This is a genomic window from Moorella sp. E308F, assembly GCF_006538365.1.
GTDB lineage: Bacteria > Bacillota > DSM-521 > Neomoorellales > Neomoorellaceae > Neomoorella.
Genome location: NZ_BJKN01000003.1, coordinates 170,820 through 187,014 on the forward strand (window position 1 = coordinate 170,820; position 16,195 = coordinate 187,014).

Here is a 16,195-nt window from a genome sequence, read left to right on the forward strand (position 1 = left end):
AGGAGAGTATGAGAATGAACTACATCCAGGCCATTGTCCTGGGCCTGGTCCAGGGCCTTGGCGAGTTTTTGCCTATCTCCAGTTCTGCCCATCTGGTTTTGCTTCCCTGGTTTTTCCGCTGGCCCGACCCGGGCTTAACCTTTGATGTCGCCTTGCACCTGGGTACGCTGATTGCCGTGGTAGCTTATTTCTGGCGAGACCTTATAGAATTGGTTGTTTGCGGCTTGTTTCAACCCAGGAGCCAGGACGGCCGCCTCTTCTGGTACCTGGTTGTTGCCTCCATCCCGGGGGCCATCTTTGGTTATCTCCTGGAAGACCAGGCCGCGACGGTTTTCCGCTCGCCCCAGCTCATTGCTTTAACCCTTACCTTGATGGGTATTGGCCTGTGGTGGGCCGACCGGGTGGGTCGAAAGACCCGGCAAATGGATGATATTACCCTGGCTGACAGCATTATTGTTGGTATTTCCCAGGCACTGGCCATAATCCCCGGCGTCTCTCGTTCCGGGATTACCATGTCCGCCGGGCTCCTTACCGGGATGCAGCGCGAGACGGCAGCCCGCTTTTCCTTCCTCATGTCGGTGCCGATTATTGCCGGGGCAGCCCTGCTGCAGTTAAAGGAATTAACCCTGGCTGCTATCAACCTGCCCTTTATCTTGGGGGTTCTGACGGCAGCCGTCGTCGGCTTTTTAGCCATCAAGTTTTTGCTCCAGTACTTGCGCCACGGCAGTTACCTCCTATTTACCTGGTACCGTATTTGCCTGGCCGCCTTGGTGGTAGCTGTTTTATGGTTACGCCGCTAAAATAGCTAAGAAATTTTATTTATTGACATTGGGGTTCCAGGTAATTATAATAAAAACAAAATAAAATAACGTAAGCAATGGTGCTTACAAGGCGATGAAGCCGCTATCATTTTTAAGATAGCGGCTTTATTATTATCCTAATGTTGGGAGCAAGTAAAGGCGCTAATCAGGGTGGATTGAAAGCCCCCTGGGGTAGCGCCTTTTACTTTTTAATTCTTTAACACCAGGGAGGGGGTAGCCATGGGCAAACTGGTCAGGAAGAGATGGTAATTTCGTTTAAAAAAGTTTGGGGGAGGTAAAACCATGCAAATTTCAAGATGCAGAATCGGTCTGGTTCTTCTCTTTGTAAGCGTAATGTTATTTCTCCCTTCTGTGGCCTGGGCCGGGGAGCCGACGGCTGCCAGCAACGCGACTGCCCTTGATACCGTCTGGACTTTAATAGCTGCTTTTCTAGTTTTCATTATGCAGGCGGGCTTTGCCATGGTCGAAACCGGCTTTACCCAGGCCAAAAATGCAGCCAATATTGTCATGAAGAACCTCATCGACTTTTGTTCCGGTTCCATCATCTACTGGCTGGTTGGCTTTGCCATCATGTTTGGCGTTGATGCCGGCGGCTTTATCGGGACCACCGGCTGGGGAACAACAGGCACCTTTGAACACCTGGGGCTGGAGATCCCCCTCTACGCTTTCCTGATTTTCCAGACAGTCTTCTGCGCTACAGCAGCTACCATCGTTTCCGGCGCTATGGCTGAAAGGACGAAGTTTGTTGCTTACCTGATTTACAGCATCTTTATCAGTGCCGTCATCTACCCTGTAGTTGGCCACTGGGCCTGGGGCGGCGGCTGGCTATCCCAGCGCGGCTTCATCGATTTTGCCGGTTCCACTGTAGTCCACTCGGTCGGGGGCTGGACGGCCCTGGTAGGCGCGGCCATGGTGGGTCCCCGGCGCGGCAAGTTTGGTCCTGACGGTAGTGTGAGGGCTATTCCCGGCCACAGCATTACCCTGGGAGCCCTGGGCGTCTTCTTACTCTGGTTCGGCTGGTTCGGTTTTAACCCGGGCAGCACCCTTTCCGGTACCACACCGGACATTGCCCGCATCGCCGTCACGACTAACCTGGCTGCGGCGGCAGGGGCCTTTGGCGGCCTCATTCTGCCCTGGCTGCGTTTTGGGAAACCCGATGTCAGTTTGACTCTGAACGGTACCCTGGGTGGACTGGTGGGCATTACGGCCGGGACGGCTGCCGTCAGTCCCCTGGGAGCTGTGATTATCGGCTTCCTGTCGGGCTGCGTAACGGCCCTGGGAGTGGAATTTATGGATAAGGTTTTAAAGGTTGATGACCCCGTTGGCGCCGTTTCAGTTCACGGTTTTAGCGGTGCTTTTGGAACCATTATGGTCGGTCTTTTTGCCGTCGAGGGAGGCCTTTTCTACGGCGGCGGCGTCTCCCTGTTGATCACCCAGTTAATTGGCGTGGCAGCAGTTTTTGCCTGGACTGTACTTACAGCAGCCATCCTTTTTGCTATCATCAAAGTTACTGTAGGTTTGCGGGTATCTGAGGAAGAGGAAAGCGAAGGGTTGGATATTTACGAGCACGGTATCCAGGCCTACGGTGATTTCGTCATGCGGGGTACGCAAGTTCACTGAGGCAGGATACCGTAGTTCAAAGGAAAGGCGGGGAAAAAATGAAAAAGATCGAGGCCATTATCCGGCCGGCCAGGCTGGAAGCTGTGAAAGAGGCCCTGGGTAAATACGGCATCAATGGGATGACCGTAACCCATGTTACCGGTTGCGGCCTGCAAAAGGGCAAAACTGAAGTTTACCGCGGCAGCCAGTATACTATTGACTTGTTACCTAAAGTTAAGGTAGAAATTGTTGTCCTGGATAAAGACGTAGATGAGGCGATTAACCTTATCTTGAGGGAAGCCCGTACCGGTTCCATCGGCGATGGTAAAATCTTTGTTTATAATATAGAAAATGCCATCCGTATTCGTACCGGTGAAATGGGTGAAGCAGCTATTTAAGGCAGAAGCTTGCCCGTGAGCTGGAGTAACGTCTTCTTTTGCCAGCGGTCTTTGGTTATCCCTTCGACGAGGGTAGCCGGACCGTCTTTTTTTATCCCTGCCCGGATATTTAAGCCTGGCTCAAATGGTAAAATAAAATCATAACCGTATAAATTAAAGAAGGTGAAGCAGTGCTCAGAGTCACAGGTATCAAGATACCCATAACAGATAAAGTGCCGGATCTGCAGGCCGCCCTTTTGCAAAAGCTCGGCATACCGGCCCGGGATTTACAGGGTTTTACCATTTACCGCCAGTCCCTGGATGCCCGTTCCCGGGAGATGATCTACTGGGTCTATACCCTGGATGCCAGGGTTAAGAATGAAAGCCGCCTGTTAAAGAAACATGCCTGCAATAAAACCATCTCCCGGGCTACCTACCCGGTCTATCAATTCGTCAAACCGGGCGAGGAAAAACTTGCACACCGTCCCGTAATTATCGGTACCGGGCCGGCCGGACTTTTTGCCGGGCTGCTTTTAGCCCGCCAGGGTTACCGGCCTCTCCTCCTGGAAAGGGGTGCTGATGTGGACACCCGGACCAGGGTGGTAGCCCGCTTCTGGCAGGAAGGTCACCTGGATCCCGGCTGCAATGTTCAGTTCGGTGAGGGCGGGGCTGGTACTTTTTCTGACGGCAAGCTGACGACTTTAATTAACGATCACCGCTGCCGTTTCGTCCTGGAGGAATTGGTACGGTGCGGGGCACCGGAGGAAATTCTGTATTATTACCGGCCCCATATCGGCACCGATATTCTGCGGTATGTAGTTAAAAATTTGCGTAATGAAATAATTCGCCTGGGAGGCGAGGTTTGTTTTAACGCCCAGGTTACCGGTATCGAAATAGGGGACAACCACCTCCAGGGCCTGGTTATAAATGGTACGGAAAAGCTGCCGGCAACGGTGGCCGTTCTCGCCTGTGGCCACAGTGCCAGGGATACTTTTAAATTGCTGGTAGAGCGAGGGGTGCAGGTGGGCCCCAAACCCTTTTCTATCGGGGTACGCATTGAACATCCCCAGGACCTGATTAATGTTGCCCAGTACAAGCAATTTGCCGGCCTGGAGGGACTGGGACCGGCCGACTATAAACTGGCCTACCACGCACCTAACGGCCGCTCGGCCTATACCTTCTGCATGTGCCCCGGGGGCACCGTGGTGGCTGCCGCCTCGGAACCCGGCGGTGTGGTGACCAACGGCATGAGCACCTACGCCCGGGATGGGGAGAATGCCAACAGCGCCCTCTTAGTGGGAGTAACGCCGGAGGATTTTGGCAGCGATCACCCCCTGGCCGGGGTCGAGTTCCAGCGCCGCTGGGAACGCCTGGCTTTCCAGCTGGGAGGGGAAAATTATCATGCCCCGGCCCAGATGGTGAGCGACTTCCTGGCTGGGCGGCCTTCTGAACAACTGGGCAAAGTTAAGCCTACCTATCGCCCGGGGGTAACCCTCCAGGAGCTAAAAAAATGCCTGCCTGATTATGTAGTGGCCACTTTAAGGGAAGCCATAACCGTTTTTGACCGCAAGGTTTACGGCTTTGCCCTGCCGGAGGCGGTGCTGACCGGGGTGGAAACCCGCAGTTCTTCTCCGGTACGCATCTGGCGCGATGAACGATTTGAGGCCAGCATAGGGGGCCTTTACCCGGCGGGCGAAGGGGCGGGGTATGCTGGAGGTATTGTCTCCGCCGCTGTCGACGGCCTTAAGGTAGCTGAAGCCATCGTCAGCCGCTACCGGCCGCTAGAGTAGCTGCCTTTGCCGCCGGGACGCAGGTATAAACAGGTGCAGCCGGGCATATATTTATTGCAGTTAAATGCAATGGATTTGCATTAATGGACGGGAAACCCTTGCCTTCATGGACTTATTGTGCTATCTTATAGATGCAAATCGTTTGCATTTAGGCGGTGCATTCATGGCTGGGAGGAATAATCTCGAGGAAACCCTTGCCGGAAGCGGTTACAAGCTGACCAGGCAGCGAAAGGCAATACTGGCGGCCCTGGCCACAACCGGAGAGCACCTTACCGCCGAAGAGGTGCATCAGCGGGTACAAATGACGTGCCCGGAGCTGAACCTGGCCACGGTTTACCGCAATCTGAACCTGTTAGCCGACTTAAAACTTATTGGTCGGGTGGATTTTGGCGACGGCCGCGCCCGCTTTGAAGCCCGGGCCGAACATCATCACCACCTCTTCTGCCTTAGGTGCGGCCGGGTCATAGAACTTTCTTCCTGTCCGGTGCAGCTGGATGAGAGTCTGGCCAGGAAGCACCGCTTCCTGGTAACCGGGCACCAGTTTGAAGCCTACGGCTACTGCCTGGACTGTGAGAAGTGCAAAGGAGGGTCCTAGAGCCATGAGTCACCTCCATATTCCCGACGGGGTCATCGCTCCTGCCTGGCTGGTCGTGGGTTATGCCGTTACGGCCCTTGCTTTAGCCCTGGCTGTCAGGCAAGCCGGTAGGGAAGACCTCAGGAAGAAACTACCCCGCCTGGGATTCGTCAGCGCCTTTATGCTCCTGGCCATGAACGTACCCCTGGGATTACTCCCGGTGCACCTGAATTTAACGGTCCTGGCGGGCATTCTCTTGGGGCCCTGGCTGGGTCTGGTGGCGGTTTTTATAGTCAATCTCATCCTGGCCCTCACGGGCCACGGTGGAATTACTGTTGTGGGCCTGAATACCCTGGTGGTCGGCAGTGAGGCGATTATGGGTTATTACTTATTCTTCGCTTTCAGGCAACGATTCCGCCCGGTAACGGCAGCAGCGGCCGCCACCTCCCTGGCCCTGGTTTTTTCCCTTTCCCTGATGTTTGCTACGCTGGGCCTTACCCGGATAGACCCGGTCCTGGTCTTCTACGAAGACCATCATGAAGAACAGGTAGTAGAAGCCAGCGGACCGGACATAGCCGCTGCCGGGAATGAAATGCACAACGAACCTGGGATATCCCTGGCGCGCCTGCTCCGGGTCGTCCTGCCTATCAGCCTGGCAGGTATAATTGTTGAGTCTGTGGTAACGGCCCTGATCATAGGTTACTTATTAAAAGTAAGACCCGGTTTAATCGACGGCCCGGCTCCACCGGTGGCTACGGAATAGATTTTTCGAGAGAGGGCGAAAAAATGCACCTGGCGGATATTGACTACCTGGCTTTCCGGGGCCATAGTTTCTGGCACCGGGCTTCGGCCACGGCCAAGATACTTTTTACCATCGCAGTAATTGCTGCCGTGGTACTGAGCAGCAAGCTTTTACCCCTTGTCTTAACCCTGGTTTTGCTGCTGGCCCTGCTGATCACGGCCGGTATACCCCTGCGCCGCTTTGTACACATACTTTTCTACCCGGCCTTTTTGGCCGGCGTTTTTGCCATGAGCCTGCCGGGTAACGGCTGGACGGGGCCGGTTCTGGTAATTCTTAAAGCAATCACTGCTGCCACTTCCATGGTCCTGTTGTTAACCACTACCGGTGTCCCCGCTATCTTTGCCTGTTTGCGGAGATGGCTACCGCCGTTCATCGCCGACGCCCTCTTTTTGACCTACCGTTCCTTCTTTATTCTCTTAGACCGGCTTGATAATTTTCTGACGGCCCTGAAGGTTAAGGGCGGCTATAACCCCCTCAAATTAATAGTCAACATGCGCAATGCGGCCGCTGCCCTGGGGGTGCTGCTAATCCATTCCCTGGATACCAGTGAGCGGATGTATCACGTACTGGCCCTGCGGGGCTACCGGCCGGGGAGTTTTTATGAAGGTAAATGGTACCAGCCTACCTGGTATGATCTGGGCCCCTTGCTGGCCGGGCTGGCTGTCCTTCTCTGGGTGGTGATGCTATGACGGAAGTGGTCAGGGTTAAATGCCTGCGCCATGTCTACCCGGACAAAACGGAGGTGAGATTCTGCGGGCTGGATTTTGTGGTCCGGGCCGGGGAGAGAGTAATGATTCTTGGTCCCAACGGTTCGGGAAAAACTACTCTCCTGGCTCACCTTACCGGCCTGCTTAAACCTGTTGAAGGCGAGGTCCAGGTCCTGGGGGTGGACCCGGTCAGGGAATTTGCTTCCTTGAGGCGGCGGGTGGGGGTGGTCTTCCAAAACGTGGATGAACAGATTATCGGGCCTACGGTCTGGGACGACATCGCCTTGGCTCCCAGGAACAGCGGTTTAAAGCCCGGTGAAGTCAGGGAACTGGTGGAGAACATCCTCCGGGCCATGGACATTTATCACCTGAAAGATAAAATCCCCCATTACCTGAGCGGGGGTGAGAAAAAGAAAGTGGCCCTGGCGGGGGCCATGGTCATGCGGCCCGAATTGCTTCTTCTGGATGAGCCCTTCGACGGCCTGGATCCCCGGTCGAAAAGGGAAATAATCCATCTGCTGGATCGATTTAACCACCAGTTCGGCACCACCATAGTGATGACCAACCATGATATCAACCTGGTGCCCTTGGTCGCCGACCGGATATATGTAATCAGCGAGGGCGTGATCCTGATGCAGGGCAGCCCGCGTGAGGTCTTTGCCCGGCTGGATATCTTACGCCAGGCCAACCTGGAACCTCCCCTCCTGGTGGAGCTCTTTGCCCATCTTTCCCGGGAGGGTATACCTGTAAACTTACCCCTAACCCTGGAAGAAGCCAGGCAGGAGCTGCTTCCCCTCTTAAAATCCGGCCTAACCTGCGCCCGTTATGAGGAAAGGGAACCCAAAAGGGTGGCCTGCCTGGAAGGCTAAGGGCCTTTCCGGCGGCGCCGGATTTCTACGGCGGCGTAATTGAAGGTCCCGGGCAGGGGTGCCCGGGGTTTTTTTACCCGCACCAGCACCTCTTCTACCGGGAAGCTGGTGAGGATTTTTTGCGCTACAGCTTCCGCCAGGGCTTCCAGGAGTTTAAAGCGTTGCCCGGTGACGGTCTCCCGAATCAGGCGATAAACCGCATCGTAATTAACCGTGGCCTGCAGGTCATCAGCCTGCCCGGCCGGGGCGAGGTCCAGGTAGAGTTCGGCATCGACGATGAAGGGCTGGCCGAGCTCTGCCTCGGCAGGGTGGCAGCCGTGGAAGGCATAGAATTCCAGCCCGTCCAGGATTATTTTATCTTTAACCATAAAGCCCTCCATGGAGAAAGGTTTAGCCAGTTATTTGCCCCGGATCAGCGCCATAGCCTCGGCCCGGGCGGCCTGGTCACGGCGGAAAAGGCCGCGGACGGCGGAGGTGATGGTCAGGTGCCCGGGCTTTTTGACCCCCCGCATACTCATGCATAAATGCTCGGCTTCAATGACTACTACCACGCCGTAAGGGTCCAGCTTCTCCATGATAATATCGGCGATTTGCGACGTTAAACGCTCCTGGACCTGGGGCCGCCGGGCGGCAATGTCCACTACCCGCGCCAGCTTGGAGAGGCCCGTAATCTTACCACGCGGTATATAGGCAACATGGGCTTTCCCAAGGAAGGGGAGAAAATGGTGCTCGCAGATGGAATAGAGGGGGATATCCTTGACCAGCACCATTTCTTCATGGTGCTCATCAAAGACTACCGTCAGTTCTTCCCCCGGGTCGCGGTTGATACCGGCAAAGATCTCGGCGTACATATCGGCAATACGACGCGGCGTTTCCCTCAAGCCTTCCCGCTCCGGGTCTTCACCTACGGCCTCGATGAGCATCCTTACCGCCTGGCGGATTTTTTCTTTATCCATAATTCTTCCTCCCCGGCGAATTACCATTGTTTTTTGTCATTAAAACATATATCTTACGGCCAGTCAATTCTATGGAGAAGGAATATGGTTTTCAAAAGCGAAATATGTTTCATCAGGAGAATGCGGGGGTGGAAATATGGCCATTGCGGCTACCTATGCCGAGCAATTGCGTTTTTTGGGTATTGGCGAGGCGGAGCTGGCCCTGATGCACGCAGAAAGAGATATTTTTATGAAAGAAGCTGATACTGTAGTTAAAAACTTTTATGATCAGCTTGTTCAGTATCCGTACCTGGATGCTTTAATTAAAAACCACAGTACGATAGAACGACTATCAAAGACCCAGAAAGCTTATTTTATCAGCCTTACTTCCCCGGTCATAGATCAAGAATACATATCCTGGCGCCTGCGCATTGGTAAGAAGCACCAGGAAATCGGCCTCTATCCCAAGTGGTACCTGGGGTCCTATCGCCTTTACTTCAGTGAGCTTCACCGCATTATCTGGCACTACCATGGCGATGATCCCGATCTGGCCCTGCGCTTGCTGGAGGCCTTTACCAAAAGGATTGTCTTTGACATGCAGCTGGCCATTGAAAGCTATATTATTGACCAGCTCCAGCACCTGACCCGTTTCCATGATGAAATCGCTGCCGTAGCCAGGATTATCGGCGATATCGCCGAGCAGACGAAGATCCTGTCCCTCAATGCCTCCATCGAAGCGGCCCGGGCCGGGGAGCACGGCCGCACCTTCACGGTGGTGGCCCAGGCGGTACGGGACCTGGCGGCCCGGACTTCCCAATCGGCCAAAGATATCACCCAGAAGGTCCAGGAGAACCACCGCATCCTGGCCAGAATGCAGCAAAAGGAGAAGTGAGAAAGAGTTGCCCCATGAGGATCTGCAGGCTTATCTTGCCTGCCTGGAACAAAAAAGACTGCTCCACCGGGTGAAGGTAGAAGTCGACCCGGTGCTGGAAATTGCCGCCATAACCGACCGGGTAGTGAAAAAAGGGGGGCCGGCCCTCCTCTTTGAACGGGTAAAGGGCTCACCTTTACCTGTAGCCACCAATCTTTTCGGTAGTGAGGAGCTGGTGAAAGCGGCCCTGCAGATCGCCGACCTGGAAGAACCGGCTGCGCGATTGAGGGCTTTACTCGATTTACCTGGAAAGGCCGGCGGCTGGCTGGAGAAATTGAAAAGCCTGCCGCGCCTGGCCGAACTGGGCCGTTTTCTTCCGCGCCGGGTCAAAACCGCCCCCTGCCAGGAGGTGCGGGTTGACCCTCCTTCCCTGGCGGAACTGCCGGTACTGCAGCTCTGGCCGGAAGATGGCGGTCGCTTTATTACCCTGCCCCTGGTTTTCACCCACGACCCGGTCACCGGCCGTCGCAATGTAGGCATGTACCGCATGCAGGTATTTGATGATCGCACCACCGGCATGCACTGGCAGCTCCACAAGGACGGGGCGGAGCACCTGCGCAAAAGCCAAGGCCGCCTGGAAGTAGCCGTAGCCCTGGGGGCCGACCCGGCCGTGATTTATGCCGCGACTGCTCCCCTGCCGCCGGGATTTGATGAAATGCTTTTCGCCGGGTTCTTACGCCGGGAACCGGTGGAGATGGTCCCGGCCTTAACGGTGAATGTCGAAGTGCCGGCCCGGGCGGAAATCATCCTGGAAGGTTATGTGGACGTCCATGAAAGGCGGCTGGAAGGCCCCTTCGGCGACCATACAGGCTACTACTCGCCGGCCGACTATTACCCGGTTTTCCACCTTACCTGCCTGACAATGCGGCGCCGCGCCGTTTACCCGGCCACGGTGGTGGGGCCGCCGCCCATGGAAGATGTCTATTTAGGCAAAGTAACGGAACGGCTCTTTTTGCCCCTGATCCAGCTCCAGCTGCCGGAGGTTGTGGACATTAACTTCCCGGCCGAGGGGGTATTCCACAACTGTGTCATCGTCTCCATCCGCAAAAGTTACCCCGGCCAGGCGCGTAAAGTCATGCACGCCCTCTGGGGCATGGGGCAGATGATGTTTACCCGGCTGATCATTGTCGTTGACGACGACGTGAATGTGCATGATCTTCAAGAAGTGCGCTGGCGTGTTCTAGGCAACATTGAACCCCGACGGGATACGGTAATCGTGGACGGGCCGGTGGACATCCTCGATCATGCCTCCGCCTATACAGGTTACGGCAGCAAGATGGGGCTGGATGCTACCCGGAAGCTGCCGGAAGAAGGGTACCCGCGGCCCTGGCCCCGGGAAGCGCGCATGAGCCGGGAGATTTTGGAACGCATCGACAGGAAGTGGCACGATTATGGCCTGCCGTAAGCTGAAGATCTTCCTGGAAATGATCAAGTTTGAGCATACCATTTTTGCCCTCCCCTTTGCTTACCTGGGTGCTTTCCTGGCGGCCGGCGGCCGGCCGACTCCGGCCCAGCTTGGCTGGATTACCTTGGCCATGATCGGGGCGCGGACGGCAGCTATGTCGTTAAACCGCCTCATTGACCGCCATATTGATGCCTTGAACCCGCGCACGGCCGGCCGGGCCCTGCCCCGGGGGCTTTTGTCCGTAGCCGAAGTGTGGCTGTATACCCTTCTTTCCTTTGGCCTTTTATTTTATGCCGCCATGCAGTTAAACTGGCTCTGTGTGCAGCTGCTGCCCATTGCCGTTTTTGTCCTGGTTATTTATTCTTATACCAAACGCTGGACCTGGGCCTGCCATCTGGTCCTGGGGCTGGCCGATGCCCTGGCTCCCGTGGGAGCGTGGGTGGCTGTCCGGGCGACCATGGACCTGCCGGCCATAGTCCTGGGCCTGGGCATGGGGAGCTGGGTGGCGGGGTTTGATATTATCTACGCCTGCCAGGATTACGATTTTGACCGGGAGTACGGCATTCATTCTATACCAGCCCGTTTTGGCAAGGCCCGGGCCCTGATTATCGCCCGCTGCCTGCATGCCTTCGCCATCCTGATGCTCGCCCTGGTGGGCGTGCTCCTGCACCTGGGTTTAATCTATTTCCTGGGGGTATTGCTGGCGGCCGTAATCTTAATCTATGAGCATCGTTTAGTTTCCCCGGAAGACCTGTCGCGCTTGAACCTGGCCTTTTTAAACTTGAATGGCTATTTAAGCGTACTCATGTTTGTTTTTACCTTTCTGGCGTTAACCTGGCGGTAAAGGGTTACTGGAAAAAGGAGTGAAAAAATGCGCGGGAAACGCTTAATCTTCTTTTTGCTAACCTTGCTTATGGTTTTAATGGCAGCCGGCTGCAGGGCACCGGGAGGTAAGGCCAGGGGAAAGGAAAGCCTGAAGCTGGGCCTGATCCCGGTAGAAGACAACTTCCCCTTTTTTGTCGCCGAGCAGGAAGGCCTTTTTGCCAGGGCCGGGCTGAAGGTCGAGTTAGTACCCTTCAACAGCGCCCGGGAGCGCGACCTGGCCCTGCAGGCCAAAAGCATTGACGGGGAAGTGGCGGACATTGTGGCCACGGCCCTCCTGCGGAAAGGCGGGACGCCGGTCAAAATCGTCTCCCTGACCATGGGGGCAACACCGTCCGAAGGACGCTTCGCCCTGGTTACCCGGCCGGGCTCCGCTGTCAGCCGCCCGGAACAGCTCAGGGGAGCAACCGTGGGCATTTCGGAAAATACCATCATTGAATATATCGCCGACAGGCTTCTGCAGGGCGCGGGGGTAGAACCCGGCAGCGTGCAGAAGGTGGCCGTGCCCCAGATCCCGGAACGCCTGCAGCTGCTCCTGGGGGGCAGGCTGGAAGCAGCCCTGCTGCCCGATCCCTTTGCCACCCTGGCCGAGAAAAAAGGCGGCCGGGTCATCCTGGACGATACGAAAATTGACCGCAATTTGTCCCAGGTGGTCCTTATCTTCCGGGAAGAAACCATCAAGGAGAAAGGGCCCGCCATCAAGAAGCTGCTGCAGGTTTATGCCGAGGCAGCCGGTCTGGTAAGCAGCCATCCGGATAAGTACCGGGAGCTATTTATTACCAGGGCCAGGATTCCCGCAGAGCTCAAAGATACGTACCTGTCACCCAAATTTTCATCACCAGGGGTGCCGGCAAAAACCGAGGTAGCCGATGTCCAGGAGTGGATGGTGGCTAAAAAATTACTGCCGGCGGCATACAGCTACGAAGAACTGGTGGACCCCACCTTTGTCCCTGCTGGCAGGGAGAATAAGTGATCCGGGTTTTTAATCTTGATTACACCTATTACACCGGCGGGGGGGCCGTACCGGCGCTGGTTGACATCAACCTCACCGTACCGGCGGGGCAGACCTGTGTCCTCATAGGCCCTTCGGGTTGCGGTAAAACAACCCTGCTCTACCTGCTGGCCGGTCTTTTGCAGCCTGCCGGGGGGGAAATATGGATCGGCGGGGAAAGAATAAAAAAGCCGCGGCAGCGGACGGCGATTATTCTCCAGGATTATGGCCTCCTGCCCTGGAAAACGGTGTGGGAGAACGCGGCCCTGGGCCTGGCCCTGCGGAAGTTCACCGCTCGCCAGCAGCAGGAGCGCCTGCAGCCTCTGCTGGCCGGTCTGGGGCTGGCCGGCCTGGAAAAACGCTATCCGGCCCAGCTGAGCGGGGGACAGAAACAACGGGTGGCTATTGCCAGAGCCCTCTCCCTGGAACCGGATGTCCTGCTGATGGACGAGCCCTTTTCCGCCCTGGATGCCCTGACCCGGGAGAGCCTGCAGCAGACCCTGGTAGAAATACAAAACCAGCGCCGGCTGACTACCGTGCTGGTTACCCATAACATCGAGGAAGCCGCTTTTCTGGGACAGCAAATTATTGTCCTGACAGGAGCGCCGGGACAGGTAAAGGCGGTCCTGGCCAACCCGGGGGCGGGAAGGGAGGATTACCGTTTTACCCCTGAATTCCATCAACTTTGCTCCCGCGTGCGCCAGCTCCTGCGAAAATAAATGTAGCACCTAATATTAGCACCGTGTCGCGGGGAGGTGTATAGTCCCGTGCCGGATTCCCGCCGGGCCCTATCCTACCTGGCGTCCATTCTTTTTTTATTTAGCCTCTGGTGGCTTGTGGCCGTATGGATCAACAACCCGGGCCTGCCGGGTCCCTTGCCGGCCTTCCGGAGCCTGGTTAAGGCGGGATGGCCGGAACTGGCCCGGCACTTTTATATCAGCACCTATCGGGTACTGGGAAGCCTGGCTCTGGCCCTTATAATTGGAGTACCTTTAGGCCTCCTGGCCGGCCGCCACCGGGCCTTCGATTCCTTCCTGGCGCCCCTGGTCTATCTGCTTTACCCGGTTCCCAAGGTAGCCCTTTTACCTGTAGCCATGGTCCTCTTAGGCATTGGTGACACCACCAAGATGCTGGTCATTTTCCTGGTCATTGTCAACCAGATCTTGATTACAACCCGGGACGCGGCCCGGCAGATCCCGCCCCAGCTGCTGCTGTCCGTTGCTTCCCTGGGGGCCGGGAAAATCAGCCTCTACCGCCAGGTAATAATACCTGCCTGCCTGCCGGAGATCATTACTGCCAGCCGCATATCCCTTGGCAGTGCTATATCCGTTCTATTTTTAAGTGAGACAATTGCTGGGAACAGCGGCCTGGGCTATTTTATCCTGGACGGCCTGTTCCGGGCCGACTACGGCGCCATGTTTGCCGGGATACTAGCCATGGCCGGCATGGGATTGGTGCTGTACATGATGCTTAATTTCCTTGAATATCTCCTCTGTCCATGGCAGCGGCTATAACTTGACGCCCCGGCCTCTGGCTTTCGACCACTGTTTTTGCCAGGCGTCGGGCCTCCTGGACGACCTGCCAGGCGGGGTCGTCCAGGACTGTGTCCCTGGCGGCGATAATCTTCACCACCTGGTCGATAATCTCTGGTTCGAGGCCAACCCTGGTCATGATCTCCCTGGCCAGGGCAGTGCTGCTTGCTTTTTCTCCGGCTGCACCCAGGTCGTAGAAGAGGCAGGCGGCGATGGCCACCAGGGGCTGCACGCCTTCTTCCCTGGCTATTTTTTCGGCAAAGCCGGCGGCCTTTAAAGCCAGGTTGAGCAATTCCCGGTGGTGGAAAAGATTTTTCCGGGCTTCCACTTCCAGCTTATCGCGGATCACCCGGGGCTGGCGCTGGTAAACAGCGGCCATGTCGCCCAGGCACTTGCTGGCGTAGGAACACCAGGCGGCACAGCCGGGATCAAAGCGGGGATTGGTTACCAGCTTGCGGCAGTGGGGACAGCGTAAGTTTACGTCGTCTTTCCAGAACTCAATCAGCCCGCCGCAGTGGGGGCAGGGTTCCTCGAAAATATCGTCGGGCTTCCAGTAGCGCCGGTCCTGGCCGGGGCAGCGTCCCAGGCTCATTTTTGGGTCCCCCCTTCAAAAATGTTACCTGCATACTAATACACAGGCTTCCAGACAGCTATGATGGAGATCACATAGAAAGGGGATTTACCAGGATAAATGCCACCTGCAGACAAAGTAAAAAAAGTTTCTCTTCTGATCATTACCAGCTTGCTCCTCCTTTTAAACAGCGCAGTACCCGCACTGGCTGCAAGTACCGCCGGCCCTCCCGAACTTACGGCTGCGGCAGCGGTACTGATGGATAGAGCTACGGGAAAGGTGCTCTTCGCGAAAAATCCCGACGAACGCAAGGCTCCGGCCAGTACCACGAAAATCCTCACCGCCATGATTGCCCTGGAAAAAGGCCATTTAAATGATGTGATCACTGTGGGACCAAACCCGCCCCGGGTGGATGGGACCCGGGTCTACCTGGTGGAAGGGGAGAAAGTCACCCTGGAAAACCTCCTTTACGCCATGCTCCTTAATTCCGGTAACGATGCCGCCCTGGCTATAGCCGAACATTACGGCGGTTCCCAGGAAGGCTTTGCCCGGCTGATGAATGAAAAGGCCGCTTCCCTGGGCGCCTTGAATTCCCACTTTGTTACGCCCAGTGGTCTGTCGGACCCTAACCATTATACCACCGCCCGGGATCTGGCCATCATCGCCCGGGCCGCCATGCAGAATGAAACCTTTCGCCGCATAGTAGCTACCAGAACCCGGCCCTGGCACGGCCAGGAATGGGAAACAACCCTGGTCAACCAGAACAAACTCCTCTGGAACTATGAAGGTGCCGACGGCGTCAAAAACGGGTATACTTCCGAGGCCCGCTTTACCCTGGTAGGCTCGGCTACCCGGGAGGGGCAGAGCCTTATTGCCGTTGTTCTCGACGAGCCCAGTGCCCGGGCGGCCGAGGAGGACGTGGCTGCCCTCCTGGACTACGGCTTTAAGGAGTTTCGTTCTTTTCAGCTGGTCCGGCAGGGTGAGATAGTAGCCGTAGTGGACACGGGCAACGGAAAAAAGATAGAACTGGCCGCCGCCGGTGACCTGGCTGTAGTCCGCAAAAATGATAACAGCAGCCCCCCTACCGGCCAGCTGGAGTTATCTTCCCTGAAAGGGCCTCTACCTGCAGGTAAGCGAGTAGGGGAGATGGTTTTCCGGCAGGATGGGGAAGTAATAGGCCGCGTCGATATCATCAACCGCCAGCCCATCCCGGCCCGTTCCCTTAGCCTCAGCGATTGGTGGCTGCGGCTGAGTCTGGTAATGGGGGCGTTCTTCCTTTTATACCGCCAGGCGCAGGTTAAGCGGCAGCGCCGGCGGGTCTTCCGGAGCCGGGTTTTCAGCGATTACCCCTGAGCCCATTAAGGCCGCCCGGCCGCAGCCAGCCCCTGCTGGACGTACTGCTACCCGGA

18 protein-coding genes are annotated in these 16,195 nt (G+C 56.4%); 15 read left to right on the top strand and 3 right to left on the bottom strand.

Translation table 11 applies throughout. The features are described 5' to 3' along the window. Positions 1-14 precede the first annotated feature (14 nt). The 8 genes from uppP (at position 15) to E308F_RS13570 (ending at position 7,539) form a co-directional block, all read left to right on the top strand. Positions 15-800, top strand: coding sequence for an undecaprenyl-diphosphatase UppP (uppP, locus tag E308F_RS13535; protein WP_141265450.1), 786 nt, complete (start codon positions 15-17; stop codon positions 798-800). A gap of 303 nt (positions 801-1,103) precedes the next feature. Next, complete coding sequence (locus tag E308F_RS13540; RefSeq protein ID WP_141265451.1) at positions 1,104-2,441, top strand: ammonium transporter; 1,338 nt, start codon at positions 1,104-1,106, stop codon at positions 2,439-2,441. Positions 2,442-2,479: 38 nt separating this feature from the next. Then, on the top strand, positions 2,480-2,818 hold the full coding sequence (locus tag E308F_RS13545) for a P-II family nitrogen regulator (RefSeq protein WP_141265452.1): 339 nt from the start codon (positions 2,480-2,482) through the stop codon (positions 2,816-2,818). Positions 2,819-2,988: 170 nt separating this feature from the next. Then, entirely contained in the window at positions 2,989-4,587 is a 1,599-nt protein-coding gene (locus E308F_RS13550) for an NAD(P)/FAD-dependent oxidoreductase (RefSeq protein ID WP_141265453.1), read from the top strand. 163 nt (positions 4,588-4,750) lie between these two features. Next, complete coding sequence (locus E308F_RS13555; RefSeq protein WP_172613410.1) at positions 4,751-5,182, top strand: Fur family transcriptional regulator; 432 nt, start codon at positions 4,751-4,753, stop codon at positions 5,180-5,182. Positions 5,183-5,186: 4 nt separating this feature from the next. Beyond that, the gene (locus E308F_RS13560) at positions 5,187-5,924 is read left to right on the top strand and encodes an energy-coupling factor ABC transporter permease (protein ID WP_141265455.1); all 738 of its coding nucleotides are present in this window, start codon (positions 5,187-5,189) and stop codon (positions 5,922-5,924) included. A gap of 23 nt (positions 5,925-5,947) precedes the next feature. Beyond that, positions 5,948-6,652 carry an energy-coupling factor transporter transmembrane component T family protein gene (locus tag E308F_RS13565; protein WP_141265456.1) on the top strand — a complete coding sequence of 235 codons (705 nt, stop codon included), beginning with the start codon at positions 5,948-5,950 and terminating at the stop codon, positions 6,650-6,652. Then, the gene (locus E308F_RS13570; protein WP_141265457.1) at positions 6,649-7,539 is read left to right on the top strand and encodes an energy-coupling factor ABC transporter ATP-binding protein; all 891 of its coding nucleotides are present in this window, start codon (positions 6,649-6,651) and stop codon (positions 7,537-7,539) included. The genes E308F_RS13565 and E308F_RS13570 overlap by 4 nt, the downstream gene beginning before the upstream one ends. Here E308F_RS13570 and folB read toward each other — a convergent pair. Together folB and folE are read right to left on the bottom strand one after the other, a co-directional pair. Next, positions 7,536-7,907: a dihydroneopterin aldolase gene (folB, locus tag E308F_RS13575; protein ID WP_141265458.1), complete on the bottom strand. Its 372-nt coding sequence runs from the start codon at positions 7,905-7,907 to the stop codon at positions 7,536-7,538. The genes E308F_RS13570 and folB overlap by 4 nt on opposite strands. 30 nt (positions 7,908-7,937) lie before the next feature. Continuing rightward, the gene (gene folE / locus E308F_RS13580; protein ID WP_141265459.1) at positions 7,938-8,495 is read right to left on the bottom strand and encodes a GTP cyclohydrolase I FolE; all 558 of its coding nucleotides are present in this window, start codon (positions 8,493-8,495) and stop codon (positions 7,938-7,940) included. A 136-nt stretch (positions 8,496-8,631) separates the two neighbouring features. On the opposite strand from folE, the gene E308F_RS16750 reads away from it, so the two are divergent. The 6 genes from E308F_RS16750 to E308F_RS13610 are packed head-to-tail and all read left to right on the top strand — an operon-like array spanning position 8,632 to position 14,197. After that, complete coding sequence (locus E308F_RS16750) at positions 8,632-9,366, top strand: globin-coupled sensor protein (RefSeq protein ID WP_141265460.1); 735 nt, start codon at positions 8,632-8,634, stop codon at positions 9,364-9,366. Between the two features lie 7 nt (positions 9,367-9,373). Continuing rightward, positions 9,374-10,810, top strand: a complete 1,437-nt coding sequence (locus tag E308F_RS13590; protein ID WP_141265461.1) for a menaquinone biosynthesis decarboxylase — start codon at positions 9,374-9,376, stop codon at positions 10,808-10,810. Continuing rightward, positions 10,797-11,654, top strand: a complete 858-nt coding sequence (locus E308F_RS13595; RefSeq protein ID WP_141265462.1) for a UbiA-like polyprenyltransferase — start codon at positions 10,797-10,799, stop codon at positions 11,652-11,654. Before E308F_RS13590 ends, E308F_RS13595 begins: the two co-directional genes overlap by 14 nt. 27 nt (positions 11,655-11,681) lie before the next feature. Next, the gene (locus E308F_RS13600) at positions 11,682-12,665 is read left to right on the top strand and encodes an ABC transporter substrate-binding protein (protein ID WP_141265463.1); all 984 of its coding nucleotides are present in this window, start codon (positions 11,682-11,684) and stop codon (positions 12,663-12,665) included. Beyond that, entirely contained in the window at positions 12,662-13,402 is a 741-nt protein-coding gene (locus E308F_RS13605) for an ABC transporter ATP-binding protein (RefSeq protein WP_141265464.1), read from the top strand. The genes E308F_RS13600 and E308F_RS13605 overlap by 4 nt, the downstream gene beginning before the upstream one ends. 48 nt (positions 13,403-13,450) lie before the next feature. After that, complete coding sequence (locus E308F_RS13610; RefSeq protein ID WP_253260481.1) at positions 13,451-14,197, top strand: ABC transporter permease; 747 nt, start codon at positions 13,451-13,453, stop codon at positions 14,195-14,197. On the opposite strand, the gene E308F_RS13615 is transcribed toward E308F_RS13610, so the two are convergent. Beyond that, positions 14,154-14,807, bottom strand: coding sequence for a hypothetical protein (locus E308F_RS13615; RefSeq protein WP_141265466.1), 654 nt, complete (start codon positions 14,805-14,807; stop codon positions 14,154-14,156). The two genes, E308F_RS13610 and E308F_RS13615, sit on opposite strands and share 44 nt — an antisense overlap. A gap of 99 nt (positions 14,808-14,906) precedes the next feature. Between E308F_RS13615 and E308F_RS13620 the strand changes: the two genes are divergently transcribed. Continuing rightward, on the top strand, positions 14,907-16,139 hold the full coding sequence (locus E308F_RS13620) for a D-alanyl-D-alanine carboxypeptidase family protein (RefSeq protein WP_141265467.1): 1,233 nt from the start codon (positions 14,907-14,909) through the stop codon (positions 16,137-16,139). Positions 16,140-16,195: the final 56 nt, after the last annotated feature.

What these genes read in the sequence shown, in the direction of transcription:
- E308F_RS13600 (WP_141265463.1), top strand. Translation starts at nt 11,682, where the DNA reads ATGCGCGGGAAACGCTTAATCTTCTTTTTGCTAACCTTGCTTATGGTT.
- E308F_RS13615 (WP_141265466.1), bottom strand. Translation starts at nt 14,807, where the DNA reads ATGAGCCTGGGACGCTGCCCCGGCCAGGACCGGCGCTACTGGAAGCCC.
- folB (WP_141265458.1), bottom strand. Translation starts at nt 7,907, where the DNA reads ATGGTTAAAGATAAAATAATCCTGGACGGGCTGGAATTCTATGCCTTC.
- E308F_RS13560 (WP_141265455.1), top strand. Translation starts at nt 5,187, where the DNA reads ATGAGTCACCTCCATATTCCCGACGGGGTCATCGCTCCTGCCTGGCTG.
- E308F_RS13570 (WP_141265457.1), top strand. Translation starts at nt 6,649, where the DNA reads ATGACGGAAGTGGTCAGGGTTAAATGCCTGCGCCATGTCTACCCGGAC.
- E308F_RS16750 (WP_141265460.1), top strand. Translation starts at nt 8,632, where the DNA reads ATGGCCATTGCGGCTACCTATGCCGAGCAATTGCGTTTTTTGGGTATT.
- E308F_RS13620 (WP_141265467.1), top strand. Translation starts at nt 14,907, where the DNA reads ATGCCACCTGCAGACAAAGTAAAAAAAGTTTCTCTTCTGATCATTACC.
- E308F_RS13545 (WP_141265452.1), top strand. Translation starts at nt 2,480, where the DNA reads ATGAAAAAGATCGAGGCCATTATCCGGCCGGCCAGGCTGGAAGCTGTG.
- uppP (WP_141265450.1), top strand. Translation starts at nt 15, where the DNA reads ATGAACTACATCCAGGCCATTGTCCTGGGCCTGGTCCAGGGCCTTGGC.
- E308F_RS13555 (WP_172613410.1), top strand. Translation starts at nt 4,751, where the DNA reads ATGGCTGGGAGGAATAATCTCGAGGAAACCCTTGCCGGAAGCGGTTAC.
- E308F_RS13595 (WP_141265462.1), top strand. Translation starts at nt 10,797, where the DNA reads ATGGCCTGCCGTAAGCTGAAGATCTTCCTGGAAATGATCAAGTTTGAG.
- E308F_RS13540 (WP_141265451.1), top strand. Translation starts at nt 1,104, where the DNA reads ATGCAAATTTCAAGATGCAGAATCGGTCTGGTTCTTCTCTTTGTAAGC.
- folE (WP_141265459.1), bottom strand. Translation starts at nt 8,495, where the DNA reads ATGGATAAAGAAAAAATCCGCCAGGCGGTAAGGATGCTCATCGAGGCC.
- E308F_RS13565 (WP_141265456.1), top strand. Translation starts at nt 5,948, where the DNA reads ATGCACCTGGCGGATATTGACTACCTGGCTTTCCGGGGCCATAGTTTC.